At 43.4% G+C, this 16543-nt stretch carries 26 protein-coding genes; 21 read left to right on the top strand and 5 right to left on the bottom strand.

Annotation, left to right across the window (positions count from 1 at the left end):
• The first annotated feature begins 38 nt into the window (after positions 1 to 38).
• From BT147_RS07155 to BT147_RS07130, 6 genes are all read left to right on the top strand, one after another.
• A complete protein-coding gene (locus BT147_RS07155; protein ID WP_072332856.1) occupies positions 39 to 287 on the top strand; it encodes a ribosomal L7Ae/L30e/S12e/Gadd45 family protein in 249 nt (82 codons plus the stop codon).
• 155 nt (positions 288 to 442) lie between these two features.
• Positions 443 to 856 (top strand): 30S ribosomal protein S12, encoded by a 414-nt coding sequence (gene rpsL, locus BT147_RS07150; protein WP_072332853.1) that lies wholly within the window; start codon positions 443 to 445, stop codon positions 854 to 856.
• 47 nt (positions 857 to 903) lie between these two features.
• Positions 904 to 1374 (top strand): 30S ribosomal protein S7, encoded by a 471-nt coding sequence (gene rpsG, locus BT147_RS07145; RefSeq protein ID WP_072332850.1) that lies wholly within the window; start codon positions 904 to 906, stop codon positions 1372 to 1374.
• 43 nt (positions 1375 to 1417) lie between these two features.
• The gene (fusA, locus tag BT147_RS07140) at positions 1418 to 3493 is read left to right on the top strand and encodes an elongation factor G (protein ID WP_072332847.1); all 2076 of its coding nucleotides are present in this window, start codon (positions 1418 to 1420) and stop codon (positions 3491 to 3493) included.
• Between the two features lie 114 nt (positions 3494 to 3607).
• Complete coding sequence (gene tuf / locus BT147_RS07135; protein WP_072332844.1) at positions 3608 to 4795, top strand: elongation factor Tu; 1188 nt, start codon at positions 3608 to 3610, stop codon at positions 4793 to 4795.
• Positions 4796 to 5031: 236 nt separating this feature from the next.
• Positions 5032 to 5475 (top strand): hypothetical protein, encoded by a 444-nt coding sequence (locus BT147_RS07130; RefSeq protein ID WP_072332841.1) that lies wholly within the window; start codon positions 5032 to 5034, stop codon positions 5473 to 5475.
• A gap of 127 nt (positions 5476 to 5602) precedes the next feature.
• On the opposite strand, the gene BT147_RS07125 is transcribed toward BT147_RS07130, so the two are convergent.
• From BT147_RS07125 to BT147_RS07105, 5 genes are read right to left on the bottom strand one after another with little or no spacing between them, the layout of a single operon-like run.
• The gene (locus BT147_RS07125) at positions 5603 to 6469 is read right to left on the bottom strand and encodes an ATP-binding cassette domain-containing protein (protein ID WP_072332838.1); all 867 of its coding nucleotides are present in this window, start codon (positions 6467 to 6469) and stop codon (positions 5603 to 5605) included.
• Positions 6469 to 6885 (bottom strand): GntR family transcriptional regulator, encoded by a 417-nt coding sequence (locus BT147_RS07120; RefSeq protein WP_072332835.1) that lies wholly within the window; start codon positions 6883 to 6885, stop codon positions 6469 to 6471. The genes BT147_RS07125 and BT147_RS07120 overlap by 1 nt, the downstream gene beginning before the upstream one ends.
• A gap of 16 nt (positions 6886 to 6901) precedes the next feature.
• Positions 6902 to 7609 (bottom strand): hypothetical protein, encoded by a 708-nt coding sequence (locus tag BT147_RS07115; protein WP_072332832.1) that lies wholly within the window; start codon positions 7607 to 7609, stop codon positions 6902 to 6904.
• 12 nt (positions 7610 to 7621) lie between these two features.
• Positions 7622 to 8746, bottom strand: a complete 1125-nt coding sequence (locus BT147_RS07110; protein WP_072332829.1) for an ABC transporter permease — start codon at positions 8744 to 8746, stop codon at positions 7622 to 7624.
• The gene (locus tag BT147_RS07105) at positions 8743 to 9489 is read right to left on the bottom strand and encodes an ABC transporter ATP-binding protein (protein ID WP_072332826.1); all 747 of its coding nucleotides are present in this window, start codon (positions 9487 to 9489) and stop codon (positions 8743 to 8745) included. Before BT147_RS07105 ends, BT147_RS07110 begins: the two co-directional genes overlap by 4 nt.
• 390 nt (positions 9490 to 9879) lie before the next feature.
• Here BT147_RS07105 and rpsJ point away from each other — a divergent pair, with 390 nt between their 5' ends.
• From rpsJ to BT147_RS07030, 15 genes are read left to right on the top strand one after another with little or no spacing between them, the layout of a single operon-like run.
• Positions 9880 to 10188: a 30S ribosomal protein S10 gene (gene rpsJ / locus BT147_RS07100; RefSeq protein ID WP_093291968.1), complete on the top strand. Its 309-nt coding sequence runs from the start codon at positions 9880 to 9882 to the stop codon at positions 10186 to 10188.
• Between the two features lie 33 nt (positions 10189 to 10221).
• Positions 10222 to 10851 (top strand): 50S ribosomal protein L3, encoded by a 630-nt coding sequence (gene rplC / locus BT147_RS07095; RefSeq protein WP_072332820.1) that lies wholly within the window; start codon positions 10222 to 10224, stop codon positions 10849 to 10851.
• Positions 10852 to 10876: 25 nt separating this feature from the next.
• On the top strand, positions 10877 to 11503 hold the full coding sequence (rplD, locus tag BT147_RS07090; RefSeq protein ID WP_072332817.1) for a 50S ribosomal protein L4: 627 nt from the start codon (positions 10877 to 10879) through the stop codon (positions 11501 to 11503).
• Complete coding sequence (rplW, locus tag BT147_RS07085) at positions 11500 to 11787, top strand: 50S ribosomal protein L23 (protein WP_072332814.1); 288 nt, start codon at positions 11500 to 11502, stop codon at positions 11785 to 11787. The genes rplD and rplW overlap by 4 nt, the downstream gene beginning before the upstream one ends.
• 34 nt (positions 11788 to 11821) lie before the next feature.
• On the top strand, positions 11822 to 12652 hold the full coding sequence (gene rplB / locus BT147_RS07080) for a 50S ribosomal protein L2 (protein WP_072332812.1): 831 nt from the start codon (positions 11822 to 11824) through the stop codon (positions 12650 to 12652).
• Positions 12653 to 12694: 42 nt separating this feature from the next.
• Positions 12695 to 12976 (top strand): 30S ribosomal protein S19, encoded by a 282-nt coding sequence (gene rpsS, locus BT147_RS07075; protein ID WP_072332809.1) that lies wholly within the window; start codon positions 12695 to 12697, stop codon positions 12974 to 12976.
• A 31-nt stretch (positions 12977 to 13007) separates the two neighbouring features.
• Positions 13008 to 13340: a 50S ribosomal protein L22 gene (gene rplV, locus BT147_RS07070; protein ID WP_072332806.1), complete on the top strand. Its 333-nt coding sequence runs from the start codon at positions 13008 to 13010 to the stop codon at positions 13338 to 13340.
• Positions 13341 to 13364: 24 nt separating this feature from the next.
• Positions 13365 to 14030, top strand: a complete 666-nt coding sequence (rpsC, locus tag BT147_RS07065) for a 30S ribosomal protein S3 (protein ID WP_072332804.1) — start codon at positions 13365 to 13367, stop codon at positions 14028 to 14030.
• A 3-nt stretch (positions 14031 to 14033) separates the two neighbouring features.
• On the top strand, positions 14034 to 14456 hold the full coding sequence (gene rplP, locus BT147_RS07060; protein ID WP_072332801.1) for a 50S ribosomal protein L16: 423 nt from the start codon (positions 14034 to 14036) through the stop codon (positions 14454 to 14456).
• Entirely contained in the window at positions 14453 to 14665 is a 213-nt protein-coding gene (gene rpmC, locus BT147_RS07055; RefSeq protein ID WP_072332798.1) for a 50S ribosomal protein L29, read from the top strand. The genes rplP and rpmC overlap by 4 nt, the downstream gene beginning before the upstream one ends.
• Entirely contained in the window at positions 14662 to 14928 is a 267-nt protein-coding gene (gene rpsQ / locus BT147_RS07050; protein ID WP_072332795.1) for a 30S ribosomal protein S17, read from the top strand. The genes rpmC and rpsQ overlap by 4 nt, the downstream gene beginning before the upstream one ends.
• A gap of 39 nt (positions 14929 to 14967) precedes the next feature.
• On the top strand, positions 14968 to 15336 hold the full coding sequence (gene rplN / locus BT147_RS07045) for a 50S ribosomal protein L14 (protein ID WP_072332792.1): 369 nt from the start codon (positions 14968 to 14970) through the stop codon (positions 15334 to 15336).
• Between the two features lie 58 nt (positions 15337 to 15394).
• Positions 15395 to 15751 carry a 50S ribosomal protein L24 gene (gene rplX / locus BT147_RS07040; protein ID WP_072333097.1) on the top strand — a complete coding sequence of 119 codons (357 nt, stop codon included), beginning with the start codon at positions 15395 to 15397 and terminating at the stop codon, positions 15749 to 15751.
• A gap of 26 nt (positions 15752 to 15777) precedes the next feature.
• Positions 15778 to 16317, top strand: a complete 540-nt coding sequence (gene rplE / locus BT147_RS07035) for a 50S ribosomal protein L5 (protein WP_072332789.1) — start codon at positions 15778 to 15780, stop codon at positions 16315 to 16317.
• A gap of 28 nt (positions 16318 to 16345) precedes the next feature.
• On the top strand, positions 16346 to 16531 hold the full coding sequence (locus BT147_RS07030; protein WP_072332786.1) for a type Z 30S ribosomal protein S14: 186 nt from the start codon (positions 16346 to 16348) through the stop codon (positions 16529 to 16531).
• The last annotated feature ends 12 nt before the right edge of the window (positions 16532 to 16543 follow it).

Raw genomic sequence — 16543 nt, 5'->3', positions numbered from 1 at the left:
GTGCTTGGAACGTTTCACTTTGGAGGGCTGATAAATTGATGTCTTATGAAAAAGTGAAAGTAGCAAAAGCAATGGCGATTGGAACCAAGCAAACGAAAAAGGCCATTGAGAATTTGTCTGCTGTAGAAGTGATTCTAGCAGATGATGCAGATCAAAAGATTCAGCTCTTGATCTCCTCGATGTGTCAGGCTCGGGGAATCCCTGTTGTGCGCGGGCTCTCGATGAGAGAGCTAGGTAAAACGTGTGGCATCGAAGTCGGTGCAGCAACAGTAGCGATTTGCAGATAATGATGAAACACTTGAGATAAATTGGGTCGAACTGCATGTATCCTAGGTAGTCATGCAGTTCGTCTCCCCTTATTTGTTCTCATGGATGTTTTTTTACTCTTCCATGATCCGCCTGGATCTGTGGACTTACAAGATAAGCAGGGGGGTGCCAAAAGATGCCAACAATTAACCAGTTGATTCGTAAAGGCCGTACTGACAAAGTGAGAAAGTCAAAATCTCCAGCTCTTCAGTACACTTACAACAGCATGAAAAAGGACATTGTGCTACAAAGCTCTCCACAAAAGCGTGGTGTATGTACTCGTGTTGGTACGATGACTCCGAAAAAGCCAAACTCCGCGTTGCGTAAATATGCTCGTGTGCGTTTGACAAACGGTACAGAGGTAACTGCTTACATCCCGGGAATCGGTCACAACTTGCAAGAGCATAGTGTTGTACTCATTCGTGGTGGTCGTGTGAAAGACTTACCAGGGGTACGTTACCATATCGTGCGTGGTGCACTGGATACTGCGGGTGTGAACAACCGTAACCAAAGCCGCTCCAAATACGGTACAAAGCGTCCTAAGAAATAATGTATTTATCACTTTATATTAACTACTTATAAGAAGGAGGGAAAAGCATGCCACGTAAAGGCCCAGTACCTCGCCGTGATGCACTTCCAGATCCAATATACAACAGCAAGTTGGTTACTCGTTTAGTCAACCGTCTGATGTACGATGGAAAAAAAGGAAAAGCGCAAACTATTTTGTATGATGCTTTTAACCTAATCCAACAACGTTCTGGTAACGACCCAATGGAAGTTTTTGAGCAAGCTCTTAAAAACGTAATGCCAGTACTTGAAGTAAAGGCTCGCCGTGTAGGTGGTTCTAACTATCAAGTACCTGTTGAGGTAAAACCAGAACGTCGTACAAGTCTTGGACTACGCTGGTTGGTAAGTTATGCACGTCTGCGTAACGAAAAAACCATGGAAGAACGTTTGGCGAATGAAATTCTTGATGCAGCAAACAACTCTGGTTCTGCTGTGAAGAAAAAAGAAGATGTTCACCGTATGGCGGAAGCAAACCGCGCGTTTGCACATTACCGCTGGTAATTATATTGTTTATCTGTTTGACAGATGAAGGGAGAAATTCCAGATGGCACGTGAGTTCTCCTTAAAAGATACACGGAATATCGGGATCATGGCTCATATCGATGCTGGTAAAACTACTACTACTGAGCGTGTTCTTTTCTATACCGGTCGTGTACACAAAATTGGTGAGGTGCACGAAGGTGCGGCTACCATGGACTGGATGGAACAGGAACAAGAACGCGGAATTACGATTACTTCCGCTGCCACCACTGCCCAGTGGGATGGCCACCGTATCAACATTATTGATACTCCTGGTCACGTAGACTTTACCGTTGAGGTTGAGCGTTCCCTGCGTGTACTCGATGGAGCTGTAGGTGTATTCTGCGCTAAAGGCGGCGTAGAACCACAATCTGAAACTGTATGGCGTCAAGCTGACCGTTATGGTGTTCCACGTCTTGCTTATGTGAACAAGATGGACATCTTAGGAGCTGACTTCTACGGTGCAGTAGAGCAAATGCGTGAGCGCCTTGGTGCAAACGCAGTACCAATCCAACTTCCAATTGGTTCTGAAGATAAGTTCCTTGGAATCGTGGACTTGGTAAAGATGAAAGCAATGATTTATACCGACGATTTGGGAACCACCTCTGAATCAGGTGAAATCCCGGCCGAGTTGAAGGATAAAGCAGACGAGTATCGTACGATACTTGTAGAAGCTGTAGCAGAACTCGACGAAGAGCTAATGGAAAAGTACTTGGAAGGTGAAGAACTCACCGAAGAGGAAATTGTAAAAGCACTTCGTAAAGGTACATGTGAAGTGAAGATTACACCTGTTACTTGTGGTTCTTCCTACAAAAACAAAGGAGTTCAACCTTTGCTCGATGCTGTAGTGGCTTATCTCCCATCTCCACTTGATGTTCCTGCGATCCAAGGTCAGTTGCCAGATGGCACTGAAGCGATTCGTGAGTCAAGCGATGAAGAGCCATTCTCCGCTCTTGCATTCAAAATCATGACAGACCCATATGTCGGGAAACTTACATTCTTCCGCGTTTACTCTGGGACATTAGAGTCAGGATCTTATGTTTTGAACTCTACTAAAGACAAGCGTGAACGTGTAGGTCGGATTCTTCAGATGCATGCTAACTCTCGTGAAGAGATCAGCAAAGTATACGCTGGAGACATCGCAGCAGCAGTAGGTCTTAAAGATACTACTACTGGAGAAACTCTCTGTGATGAGAAAAATCTGATCGTACTTGAATCAATGGAGTTTCCTGATCCAGTAATCGAGATCGCAATCGAACCAAAATCGAAAAGCGATCAAGATAAAATGTCTATCGCCTTGACCAAACTTGCTGAAGAGGATCCAACTTTTAAAGCTTGGACCGATGAAGAAACAGGTCAAACGATCATTGCTGGTATGGGTGAGCTCCACCTCGATATCATCGTAGACCGTATGAAACGTGAATTCAAAGTAGAAGCGAACATTGGTGCGCCACAAGTTGCCTACAGAGAAACGTTCCGCACTGCTGCGAAAGTCGAAGGAAAATTTGTTCGTCAGTCCGGTGGTCGTGGTCAATTCGGTCACGTCTGGGTTGAATTCGAACCAATGGAAGCTGGCGAAGGCTTCGAATTTGTGAACAAAATCGTCGGTGGTGTTGTTCCACGTGAATATGTCCCTGCGGTTCAAGCTGGTATCGAAGAGTCTATGAAAAATGGTGTCCTTGCTGGATTCCCATTAGTAGATGTTCGTGCTAGACTTGTAGATGGATCTTATCACGATGTTGACTCCTCTGAGATGGCGTTTAAGATCGCTGGATCGATGGCGCTAAAAGCTGCGAAGTCCAAGTGTAACCCTGTTATTCTTGAGCCGATGATGAAGGTCGAAGTAACGGTTCCTGAAGAATACATGGGTGACATCATGGGTGATGTTAGCTCTCGTCGTGGGCGAGTAGAGGGCATGGATGCTCGTGGTAACTCTCAAGTAGTGCGCGGTATGGTTCCACTATCTGAGATGTTTGGTTATGTAAATAGCCTACGTTCTCGTACACAAGGTCGTGGTACGTTCTCTATGGTATTTAGTCATTATGAAGAAGTACCAAAGAGTGTCGCAGAAGAGATTATTAAAAAGGCTTCTGGTAACTAATTTAACAAGAACCTGGTAGAGTGTCACCCCGATCACTTTACCAGATTCCTATACATCTTTTTACCAAAACCAAAAACCAAAATACTTATTTCCTTATCTGAGGAGGATTTTATCATGGCAAAAGCCAAGTTCGAGCGTAATAAGCCACACGTTAACATTGGTACAATTGGTCACGTTGACCACGGTAAAACAACATTGACTGCTGCAATCACAACTGTATTGGCTCAAAAAGGTGGAGCAACTGCTACTGCTTATGACCAAATCGATAAAGCACCAGAAGAGCGTGAGCGTGGTATCACCATTTCTACTGCACACGTTGAGTACGAAACAGACAACCGTCACTATGCACACGTTGACTGCCCAGGACATGCTGACTATGTGAAAAACATGATTACAGGTGCTGCGCAAATGGACGGAGCGATTCTGGTTGTATCTGCAGCTGACGGCCCAATGCCACAAACACGTGAGCATATCTTGCTATCTCGTCAGGTAGGCGTACCTTATATCGTTGTATTCATGAACAAAGTGGACATGGTTGACGATGAAGAGCTATTGGAACTCGTTGAAATGGAAATTCGTGAACTTCTTTCTGAGTACGAATTCCCAGGCGATGACATCCCAGTTGTTAAAGGATCTGCTCTAAAAGCACTTCAAGATCCAAGCAGCGAGTGGGCTGATCGTATCGTTGAATTGATGAGCGAAGTAGATGCTTACATCCCAGAACCAGAACGTGCTACAGATAAGCCTTTCTTGATGCCAGTAGAGGACGTATTCACCATTACTGGTCGTGGTACTGTTGCTACCGGACGTGTAGAACGTGGAACCATTAAAGTAGGCGACGAGATCGAAATCATCGGTCTTACTGAAACTCGTAAATCCATCGTAACCGGTGTTGAGATGTTCCGTAAACTTCTTGACTCTGCAGTTGCTGGTGATAACATTGGAGCTCTTCTTCGTGGTGTAGACCGCAAAGATATCGCTCGTGGTCAAGTACTTGCTAAAACGGGTTCTGTGAAACCACATACCAAGTTTAAAGCACAAGTATATGTATTAAGTAAAGAAGAGGGCGGACGTCACACTCCATTCTTCTCTAACTATCGTCCACAATTCTATTTCCGTACAACTGACGTAACGGGTGTTATCCAGCTTCCTGAAGGTACTGAAATGTGTATGCCTGGCGACAACATCGAAATGACTGTTGAGCTTATCGCTCCAATCGCGATCGAAGATGGTACACGTTTCGCGATCCGCGAAGGTGGACGTACTGTTGGTGCTGGTGCAGTAACTTCTATCATCGAGTAGTTCTTACTTCGTAGACACTGATTGACTATACTCATAGAAAAAAGCCTTATGGTCTGATCCGGACAGACTGTAAGGCTTTTTCTGTATTGAAAAACAGGTGAATGGAGAGGGTAAAATGACACTTTCATTTGCATTTTATTCTCATATTATATCAGTGAACAATGATAGTATCATTTAAAGCTAACATGTAAAAATATGTCCTTTATGTTCAAAATCATAACAGGGGGAATTTGAGGATGGCTCACTTGGTGGACATTCGATATCATCAGTATGGGAGTACAACACCGGGAGGTTCTTCTACGCAAATTTCTACAAGCCCAACTGCTCCAACAAGAGTGGCAACCGTTCGATTTCCATTAGTTTGTGGAACAAGCCTTGTTGAATTAGATGGAATTATTCATGTTAATAACGATAATACGAATGCTACGAGCACCCAATATGTAACAGTGGAGATTAGAAGAGGTGCTACACTTATTTATCAATCCAATATTGAAATTGATGATGAAGTATTAGATGATTATACCTTTGTCACATTTAAGCACATCGATCCACTACACGTAAAATGCATGGAGGATGTCGTCTATACTCTAAGTATCCACTCAAATGTAACGAATATGTTTTTCCACACCCCTGTTAACTTTACAGCAAAAAGATATTTAATTGATAGTAACGCACGCTAATTGACTACTTTATGTTGTCTAATATAAGATGAGCCTCATGTCTGATCCGGACAGACATGGGGCTTTTTTGTTGTTAGTTGGCTATATTTGAAATTGATTGATATAGATATAGATAATACACATCTAACTATCGTGTTTGTTTATCTATTGTTTTATACATCCATTCTAGAATCTCATTCATTTGCATAACATTGTATCGATAATCGATTTGTTTTGATTCGAGCATAGATCGTGTTTTAGGGAGATGTTGAGTGATCCATTGGGTCATGCTGGATGGGATGGTAGTTACCACTTCTTCAGGAACAGAGATTGTAGCTTGATTCGAGATCCATACATATCCCCACTGACCTAATTCTTCCTCCTTACCAAAAGACCGAACCTGTTTTCCTTGATGAATGAGTGTGATATGGTCCATCAGTTTGTTGATCTCATCTACATCATGAGAGGCAAGTAAAATAGATCGCTCTGACTTCTCCATCCAAATCTGTATCGACTCGTACAAGACGGTTTTGGACAGAAAGTCTAGACCATTTGACGGCTCATCTAGGAGTAATAGATCAGACTCCGTAGACATAGCGAGACTAATTAACAGTTTTCGCTGATTTCCTGTGGATAGTTTTTCATAGGGTACATGTAACTCAAAATCGAATTGCTTCATAAACTGTTGCATTTGATCTTGATTCCATTTGGGATACCAGTGACGATACCAAGAGATTAGGTCATTTCCAGTCCAGTAAGGGGATCCTTGATAATGGCTTGGGACATAGGCGAACTGCTTTTCTGATTGTTGTAATTCGGCAATGGGTTTGCCGAAGATGGAGATCTCTCCGTGGTCCCGGTGTTCCGCCCCAGAAATCATCTGTAGAATCGTACTTTTCCCAGAGCCATTCGGTCCAACTAAACCGGAGATGATTCCTGATTCTAAGGATAGTTGTATAGGGCCGATCTCTTTGTGTGGATACTTTTTCTCTAATTGGTGAGTGGTTAGGAGCATCAAGCATCCTCCTCTGTTTTCTCTTGGTGCCATTTTTGAAATAAATGGAGTTGCTTTATAAGAATGGTTTCTACTTTTTCAGGAGAAGCATGAATTCGTTTTAGAAATTGGAAAAGTTCTTGAATCGCTTTTTCGACTTCTTTTTGCTGCGCTGAAGGCACGTCGATTTCTTCGAGTGAGGAGACGAAGGTGCCACGTCCTTGCTTGACAACGATGAACCCCTTTTGTTCTAACTCTTGATACGCACGTTTGGTTGTAATGATACTACAAGATAAATCAATAGCCAGAGCCCGAATCGAAGGAAGTGGGCTCCCGGGAGGTAGTTGCCCGCTTAAGATTAGTTGACTTAGTTGATCTTGTATCTGTTGATAGATCGGTAGGGCATGATCTAATTTAACATTGATAGGTAGTTGCATGTTATTTGCTCCCTCCCTATTTGAGGCGAACATGCCTAATCATAGATTGTGTGACTATATACAGGAGCGATACTGAGATGAGGAGTGCGCTCAGGCAACCAACGATAGTAAGTGAATGTGCTACTGTAGCAAGCAATTGAACGATATGTTGATTATACTTGTATTGCAGGATAACCAAAGTAAACAAAGGTATCAAATAGATAAAGAGTGAGAGCCAGAAAAATGCTCTATAGGATAATATTACTTCTGTAAACAGTAAAATTGTATTAATTAGAATAGATACAGCCAATGAAAGAATTATCATGGATGTGATATGGGTTTCAGTGTATGGATAGTATGTTTTTAAGCCGATATAGGTTATGGGTACTAGAATCATGAGGTACATACACGCTACTAGTAGTATACTGAGAATCCGGCTGTACACGATTACGTTCGGATGAATGGAAAAGGTACGAAAAAACGCTATTTCTCTTCGACTCAAGTCGCTTCCAACGAGCCTATAAGAGGCATGATGGCGCTTTGTATAGTAAGGAAAAGTGATTAAAGATAATAAAAAAACGGTCGTGACCCAAGTCAAAGGGCGGTCTAAAACGCCCTCTCTTTTCGTTACAAATGTGCTGGCTAACATCACGTATAAAAAACTGTTGAGTAAGAAGTAAGGAACGATATGAATCATCGCTCCCGATAAATCCCGTTTCGATAAAAACCAAGCATCTTTCCACATGAAATCCATCTCCTAAAGCATATGTTTGGGTTTTTGAAAGAGAAAGGCTCCGTACGCTACAAGTGCAAGGCTTAGAGCAGAGCAGGAAGCAAACGTGATGATGATGTCCGTAGTTCCTATGCTTTGATGAAGGATTTCATAAAGAACGGCATGCACATTCCAAAGTGGAATCCAGAACAGATAGCTGGGTAATTGAGAACCAGTTTGTTGCATGATGACAAAAGTTCCGGCCAATACAATCATCATGAGCGGACTTAGATAGTTTTGTGCTTCTTTAAAGCTACGGGCAAATGTACTCATGATGAGTAGTAGAGCAGATATGACCAATACATAGAAGAGTATACAAAGTACGAAGCCAATCAATGGAATAGATCCGATGGAAATAAGCTGATCGAATTTAATGGCTGGACTTGATAAATACGGCTGGATTCCAAGTAGTGAGCTGACGGAAATCAAGGTAGTAACCATAATCATTCCTGTAACACCGATCCACTTTCCAATCCATAATTTCCATGTTGGAACAGGTAGTCCAAGTAATGAGACGATCGTTCTACGTTCCTTCTCACCAGCTATAGAGTCAATGGCAATCATCATCCCGCCCGTAAGTGGTGCGACACCAATCAGAAATGATATCAGATAGAATCCAGAAAAAATGTTTGGGGCACCTTCAGCCGATTTCATTTGTAGCTTAGGTAAATCGGAGGGAGAGATATTCTTCTGGGAGAGATATTGTTGTAAGAGCTGTTGATTGATATGAGACTGGAGAACCGTTTTGTATCCAGAGTCATCAGGGATTTCTAGGATCCACTGCTTAGGTGATCCTGATGGATCTGTTTCTACCTCTAGATATGCTGTAAGATCCCCTTGCTTCATGAACTTCTTGGCCTCTTCGGGCGACATGGTTTTTAGCTCAAGTTTTCCAGGGGCTGATTTCTTAATAGCTGTTTGTAAATCTGCAGGTACTTGCGAGCTAACGCCCATTTCGATTTTTGGTTCTTCAGAAGATTGCATACGATCAATCAGCAGGAAGATTCCTGGGATGAGTAACAATGGGATCAGGATTGACATCCAGAGTGTTCGTTTATCTCGAAATTGCTCCAATAATTCCTTCTTCGCAATATGCCACATTAGCTTCATGATGAAATTCCTCCTTGAATCCAATTTCGCAAGATATCCCGCAAGTTATCTGTTTGAAGCTCCTGATAGAGATTGGAAATGGTTCCGTTATAGATCATTTTTCCTTGTGACAAGGTGATAATTTTATCCGTTAAGTGAGTTACTTCCTCTAAGATATGAGTGGAGAAGAGGATGGTTTTTCCGGATTGTTGTAGTGATTTTACTAAGTCTTGAAACGCAAGTGACGCGGCGATATCGAGACCAGTTGTAGGCTCGTCAAACAGTAGATAGTCTGGGTTGTGGATAAGTGTTCGTAAGATAGCGGTTTTCTGCAAATTCCCTTTAGAGAGTTCTCCTGCTTTTTTGTGGAGATGTGGGGTAAGTAGAAGTTGCTCAGCCCACTCATCAATTCGCTGACGGGCCACAGAATCGGGTACATCATAAAATTTTGCAAAATATAAGATGTTTTCATACGCCGTTAAACGATGATAAAGACCAGAGTCATTACCAAACAAAAGTCCAATTCGTTTTTTGCAAGCAAGTGGATTTTGAGATAAGTTTTGTCCTCCTATTTGGATGGAGCCAGCGGTTGGTGTAATGAGTCCGGTTAATAGTTGAAAGAGAGTAGACTTTCCAGCTCCATTTTCCCCGAGTAATGCAATCAACTCTCCCGTGTGTATAGAGATATCAATGTTCTGTAAAGCCTTCGTAGGGCCGTAGTGTTTGGATAGTCCTACTGTCTGGATTGCGACGTTTTGTGACATTCGATCTCCTCCTGCAAATTTTGAAATACATTATAGTCTATATATTCATATATACAGTATGTTCTTTAAACCTGTCAATGTTTTATTTTAGGAATACCAATTTCTTCAAACATCCTTGTCATTCCCATTTCAATCTGATAAAATGTCTTCTGCAGTCTTCTCTAGAACTTTACTTACACCGCTTCGCTGACATCATAGAATTTACCTTTTAGACAGATGCTTTTTTTCCTTGCATCTGTTTTATATTTTCTATATAATAGCGAATGTTGGTCATGAACAGCGATGAAGCAGAAGGTTGCCGACACACCCGGCCCCTTTGCCATGGCCTAGGTCGGGAGAAATTTCTGCGGAGAAGTTCATTTAAGAAAAATGAGCGAAGGAGGGTTACTAATGGCAAAACAAAAGATTCGCATTCGGCTGAAAGCCTATGACCACCGTGTCCTAGATCAATCGGCGGTGAAAATCGTTGATACTGCGAAGCGTACGGGCGCTAGCGTGTCAGGTCCGATTCCGCTTCCAACAGAGAAATCTGTTTATACGATCTTGCGGGCGGTTCATAAATATAAAGATTCCCGTGAGCAGTTCGAAATGCGCACTCATAAGCGTCTGATCGATATCGTGAATCCTACGCAACAAACCGTAGATGCACTGATGAGATTAGATCTTCCATCGGGTGTTGACATCGAAATTAAATTGTAATGCTTAACTTCGATAGGGTAGGAGGTGTACGGCGTGAAAGGTATTCTTGGTAAAAAGATCGGCATGACTCAAGTCTTCAATGAGGATGGTACAGTTGCTACTGTAACCGTTGTTGAAGCGGGGCCATGTGTCGTTCTTCAAAAGAAAGAAATCGGTACGGATGGTTATGAAGCGATCCAAATCGGTCTCAAAGAAAAGAAAGAACATCGTGCTACTCGTCCTGAGATGGGACATGCAAAAAAAGCAGGTGTGGCACCACAACATTTCGTAAAGGAAATTCGTGGGGTTGACGTTGCAAGCTACGAACTTGGAAGTGTTCTAAAAGCCGACTTATTCGCTGCTGGTGAATTTGTAGATGTAGTTGGAACATCGAAAGGTAAGGGTTTTGCAGGTGCGATTAAACGTCATAATCAATCTCGTGGACCAATGAGTCACGGTTCTCGTTATCACCGTGGACCAGGTTCTTTGGGTGCGGTTGCTCCTAACCGTGTATTCAAAGGACAAACTCTACCAGGTCAAATGGGTCATGAGCGTATTACGACACAAAACCTTGAGGTTGTACGTGTAGACGCTGAAAAGAACCTGATCTTGGTAAAAGGTAGTATTCCAGGTCCTAAGAATGGTTATGTAATTGTTAAATCATCTGTTAAGAAAAGCGTATAACTGAGCAAAGAAAGGAGGACATAACATGCCTAAATTGACTGTATTAGATGTGCATGGTAAGGAAGTGGGCGAGATCGAACTAGCGGATGCGGTGTTCGGAATCACTCCAAACCAACACGTACTACATGATGCAGTTGTTATGCAACAAGCATCCCAGCGTCGTGGTACCCATGCGGTAAAAGGACGTTCTGAAGTTCGTGGTGGTGGTCGTAAGCCATACAAACAAAAAGGTACTGGTAATGCTCGTCAAGGTAGCATTCGCTCCCCACAATGGGTTGGTGGTGGTACAGTCTTTGGACCGGTTCCACGTAGCTATGGTTACAAATTGCCAAAGAAAGTACGTCGTCTAGCTATCAAGTCTGCTCTTTCTTCCAAAGTATTGGATAACGAATTAGTAGTGCTAGATGCGTTAGCTCTTGAAGCTGCGAAAACTCGTGAGCTAGTACAAGTGCTAAAAAATCTTGGCATGGAGAAAAAGACTTTGATCGTTTTAGACGATTTAGAGGAGAAAGCAGCTCTTGCTGCACGCAACATCCCAGGTGTGAAATTAATCGTAGCTGATGGTGTTAATGTGCTCGACGTCCTCTACCATGACAAAGTGATTTTCACTCGTGGGGCTGTAAATCGTGTTGAGGAGGTGTTTGGCCAGTGAAGGATCCACGCGATATCATCCGTCGCCCAGTAGTAACAGAATCTTCTACTGAGATGATGGAACAAGGTAAATACGTTTTCGAAGTAGACGTACGTGCGAACAAAGTGGAAGTGAAAAAAGCGGTTGAAAGTATTTTCGGCGTAAAAGTAGCTTCTGTGAATACACATCGTCTACTAGGAAAGCAAAAGCGTCATGGTCGTTATACAGGTCGGACGCCAGAACGTAAGAAAGCAATCGTTACGCTTGCTGAAGGCAGCAAAGCGATTGAAATCTTCCAAGCTTAATTACACATTTGATTAAAAAAGGAGGGAAATCGAAGTGGGTATTAAACAATACAGACCAACGACTCCATCACGTCGTCATATGACTAGTTCTACTTTTGAAGAGATCACTACTAGCACTCCTGAGAAGTCGCTATTACAACCTCTAAACAAGAAGGCAGGTCGTAACAACCAAGGTAAAATTACCGTACGTCACCAAGGCGGTGGCCATAAACGTAAATACCGTGTGATCGACTTTAAACGTAATAAAGATGGCATCGTAGGGAAAGTGGCGACGGTCGAATATGATCCAAACCGTTCTGCGAACATCGCACTTATTCATTACGTTGATGGGGAAAAACGTTACATCCTAGCTCCAAATGGTCTAAAAGTAGGGCAAGAGATCATCTCCGGTCCTGAATCAGATATCAAGCCAGGTAACGCTCTTCCACTTCGCAACATCCCAGTAGGTACGGTAATCCATAACATCGAGCTTAAACCAGGCCGTGGTGGACAACTTGTACGTGCTGCAGGTACTAGCGCACAGCTTCTTGGTAAAGAAGGTCGCTATGCTATCATTCGTCTAGTATCCGGTGAAACTCGCATGATTCTTCTTGAGTGCCGCGCGACAATCGGTCAAGTAGGTAACTTGGATCATGAATTGATTAACATCGGTAAAGCAGGTCGTTCTCGTTGGTTAGGTAAACGCCCAACCGTACGTGGATCTGTCATGAACCCTGTAGATCATCCACACGGTGGTGGTGAGGGACGTGCTCCAATCGGTCGTAAGTCTCCTGTTACTCCTTGGGGTAAACCAACTCTTGGTTACAAGACTCGCAAGAAAAACAAAGCGTCTGACAAGTACATCGTACGTCGTCGCAAGAAGTAATAAAAACTATTATCTAGCCTCACTCGAAGGGAGGTTTCAGCTATGGGCCGCAGCCTGAAAAAAGGACCCTTTGCAGATGATCACTTAATCAAGAAAGTGGTTGAGCTGAACGAAAAAGGCGAAAAGCGTATTGTCAAAACTTGGTCTCGTCGTTCTACCATCTTCCCAGACTTTGTTGGTCATACCATTGCAGTTCACGATGGACGCAAACATGTTCCTGTATACGTAACGGAAGATATGGTCGGTCATAAACTTGGTGAGTTCGCTCCAACCCGTACCTACAAAGGTCATGGTAACGATGATAAGAAGACGAAACGTCGGTAGATGATCGATTCGCGAGAGAGGAGGTCAACGCATGCAAGCAAAAGCGATTGCGCGTAACATTCGAATTGCACCACGTAAAGTTCGTTTGGTAATTGATTTGATTCGCGGAAAGTCTGTAGAAGAGGCTTTCGCAGTCCTTCAGTTTACCCACCGTGCTGCCTCGCCGGTCATCGAGAAGGTGTTAAAGTCTGCTGTTGCGAATGCAGAGCATAACTACAACATGGATGCAAACAACCTCGTTGTAGAAACAGCTTTCGTTGATGAAGGGCCAACGTTGAAACGCTACATGCCTCGTGCAATGGGCCGTGCAAGCCGAATTAACAAACGTTCAAGCCACATTACTGTGGTTGTAAAAGAAAAATAATCTCTGAATAAGGAGGGATAAGCTATGGGTCAAAAGGTGAATCCAATTGGACTTCGCGTTGGTGTCATTCGTGACTGGGAGTCCAAATGGTTCGGCGGAAAAGACTTCGCAGATCTACTTCATGAAGACTTAAAAATTCGTGACTTTGTGAAAAAACGTCTGAAAGATGCAGCCGTTTCTAAAATAGAAATCGAACGTGCAGCGAACCGTGTGAACATCACTGTTCATACCGCGAAACCAGGAATGGTAATTGGTAAAGGCGGTACAGAAGTAGATGCACTTCGCAATGCTCTTGTGAAACTAACAGGCAAAAAAGTACACATTAACATTCACGAAATTAAACACCCTGAGCTTGATGCAAATCTGGTTGCTGAAAGTATTGCTCAACAATTAGAACGCCGTGTATCGTTCCGTCGTGCTATGAAACAATCAATCGGTCGTACATTACGTGTTGGTGCGAAAGGTGTTCGTACTTTAGTAAGCGGTCGTTTGGGTGGAGCAGATATCGCTCGTAGCGAAGGTTATAGCGAAGGTACTGTACCACTCCATACACTACGTGCTGACATTGACTACGGTTTTGCTGAAGCAGATACGACTTACGGTAAAATCGGTGTTAAAGTTTGGATCTATCGTGGTGAAGTTCTCCCAACAAAAAACACTCCAAAGGGAGAAGTGGAAGGAGGCAAATAAGCGATGCTATTACCAAAACGCGTAAAATATCGTCGCCCACACCGTGGTAAGATGCGCGGTAAAGCAAAAGGCGGTACGGAAGTAGCATTCGGCGAATATGGTTTGCAAGCTCTTGAGCCATCATGGATCACTAACCGCCAGATTGAGGCAGCGCGTCGTGCGATGACTCGTTACATGAAGCGTGGTGGACAAGTTTGGATCAAGATCTTCCCAGACAAGCCAGTTACTCAAAAGCCTCTAGAGGTACGGATGGGTAGCGGTAAAGGTTCCCCGGAAAAATGGGTAGCGGTTGTAAAACCTGGGAAAATCATGTTCGAAGTTGCTGGTGTACCTGAAGATGTAGCTCGTGAAGCTATGCGCCTAGCTGCGATGAAACTACCAATTAAAACGAAATTTGTGAAACGTGAAGCGGGGGGTAACGAATGAAAGCGAAAGAGCTATTAGAGTTGACCACCGCCGAAATCGAGCAAAAGCTTGCTGAGTTCAAAGAAGAACTGTTCAACCTTCGTTTCCAGTCCGCTACTGGACAATTGGAAAACCCAACCCGTTTGGGCCAAGTTCGCAAGGACATTGCTCGTTGTAAAACGGCTCTCCGTGAGCGCGAACTAGGAATCGAAAGGAGGACACAGGGATGAGCGAACGCACAACACGCCGTAAAGTTCGAATCGGCAAAGTGGTAAGCGATAAAATGGATAAAACCATCGTCGTTTCTGTAGAAACCTACAAACGTGACTCCAAATATGGAAAGCGCGTTAAATTTACCAAAAAATTTAAAGCTCATGATGAAGAGAATAAAGCAAAAGCTGGAGATCTCGTTAAAATCATGGAAACTCGTCCGTTGTCTAAGGACAAACGTTGGCGCTTGGTGGAAATCGTAGAAGAAGCGGTTATCATCTAATGATTGACACGTAAAGAGTAGCGGGAAGGAGGGAAACTCATGCTTCAAAACCTATCTCGTCTTCGTGTAGCAGATAATTCCGGCGCGAAGGAAGTAATGGTCATCCGTGTGTTGGGTGGTTCTAATAAAGCCACCGCTGGGATCGGCGATCTCGTCGTTGCATCCGTGAAACAGGCAACACCCGGTGGCGTTGTCAAGAAAGGTGATGTAGTGAGATGTGTAGTCGTGCGCACGAAACGTCCTGTGCGTCGTCCAGATGGCTCCTACATTCGCTTTGATGAAAATGCCGCAGTTGTGATCAAGGAAGATAAGAGCCCACGTGGTACCCGTATTTTCGGACCAGTAGCTCGTGAACTTCGTGATCGTGATTTCATGAAGATCATCTCCCTAGCGCCAGAAGTTCTCTAATTGATCGGATCAAATATATGACTTCTGAATGAAGGGGGTGCCGATTGTGAGCGCAAAAATGCACATCAAAAAAGGTGACACTGTACTTGTTATGCGTGGGAAAGAAGCTCCAACTTTCGATGCAGACGGTAAAAAAGTATTCACTAAAGGTCGTGTAATCAAGGTTCTTGCTAAAGAAGGTCGCGTAGTTGTGGAAGGCGTAAACATGGTAAAACGCCATAGCCGTCCAACACAGGCGAACCCTCAAGGTGGCATCATTGAGAAAGAAGCACCTATTCATGTTTCTAACTTGATGATCGAAGACCCAAAAACGAAACAACCAACACGCATTGGTTACAAATTCGTTGATGGTAAGAACGGCGAACAAAAGAAAGTTCGTTATGCTAAAAAATCAGGTGAAATTCTAGATAAGTAATTCTTCGCATGAAAGGAGGTACCCAGATGGCTCGCTTAAAAGAACTTTATTTGAATGAGGTAGCTCCGTCGTTGCAGAAAAAGTTTGGTTACAAATCTGTAATGCAGCTACCTAAAGTCGAAAAAGTTGTAATCAACATGGGTGTTGGTGAAGCCGTTCAAAACTCTAAAGTATTGGACAATGCAGTGGAAGACCTTACCTTGATCGCTGGTCAAAAACCAGTTATCACCAAAGCGAAAAAATCCATTGCTGGTTTCAAACTCCGTGAAGGTATGCCAATTGGTGTGAAAGTAACCCTACGCGGTGAGCGTATGTACCATTTCTTAGACAGATTGGTAAACGTTGCGCTACCACGTGTTCGTGATTTTCGCGGTGTTTCCGCAAAATCATTTGATGGACGCGGTAACTACACACTCGGTTTGAAAGAACAATTGATCTTTCCAGAGATCTCTTATGATAAAGTTGATAAAGTTCGTGGGATGGATGTAGTCATTGTTACTACTGCTAAATCTGACGAAGAAGCTCGTGAACTACTTACTGCTATGGGAATGCCATTCCGTAAGTAGAAATCCTAATGCTAAAGGAGGGAATCCGTTGGCCAAGAAGTCGATGATCGTGAAGAATCAACGTACGCCAAAGTTCAAAGTTCAAGGCTATACTCGCTGTGAGCGCTGTGGTCGTCCGCATTCTGTATACCGTAAGTTCCGTCTCTGTCGTATTTGCTTCCGTGAACTGGCCTACAAAGGGCAGATTCCCGGCGTGAAAAAAGCTAGCTGGTAATTGTTTGAGGAA

This window comes from Thermoactinomyces sp. DSM 45891 (assembly GCF_900119485.1).
Taxonomy (GTDB): domain Bacteria; phylum Bacillota; class Bacilli; order Thermoactinomycetales; family Thermoactinomycetaceae; genus Baia.
This window is presented reverse-complemented; position numbering and strand designations above follow the sequence as displayed.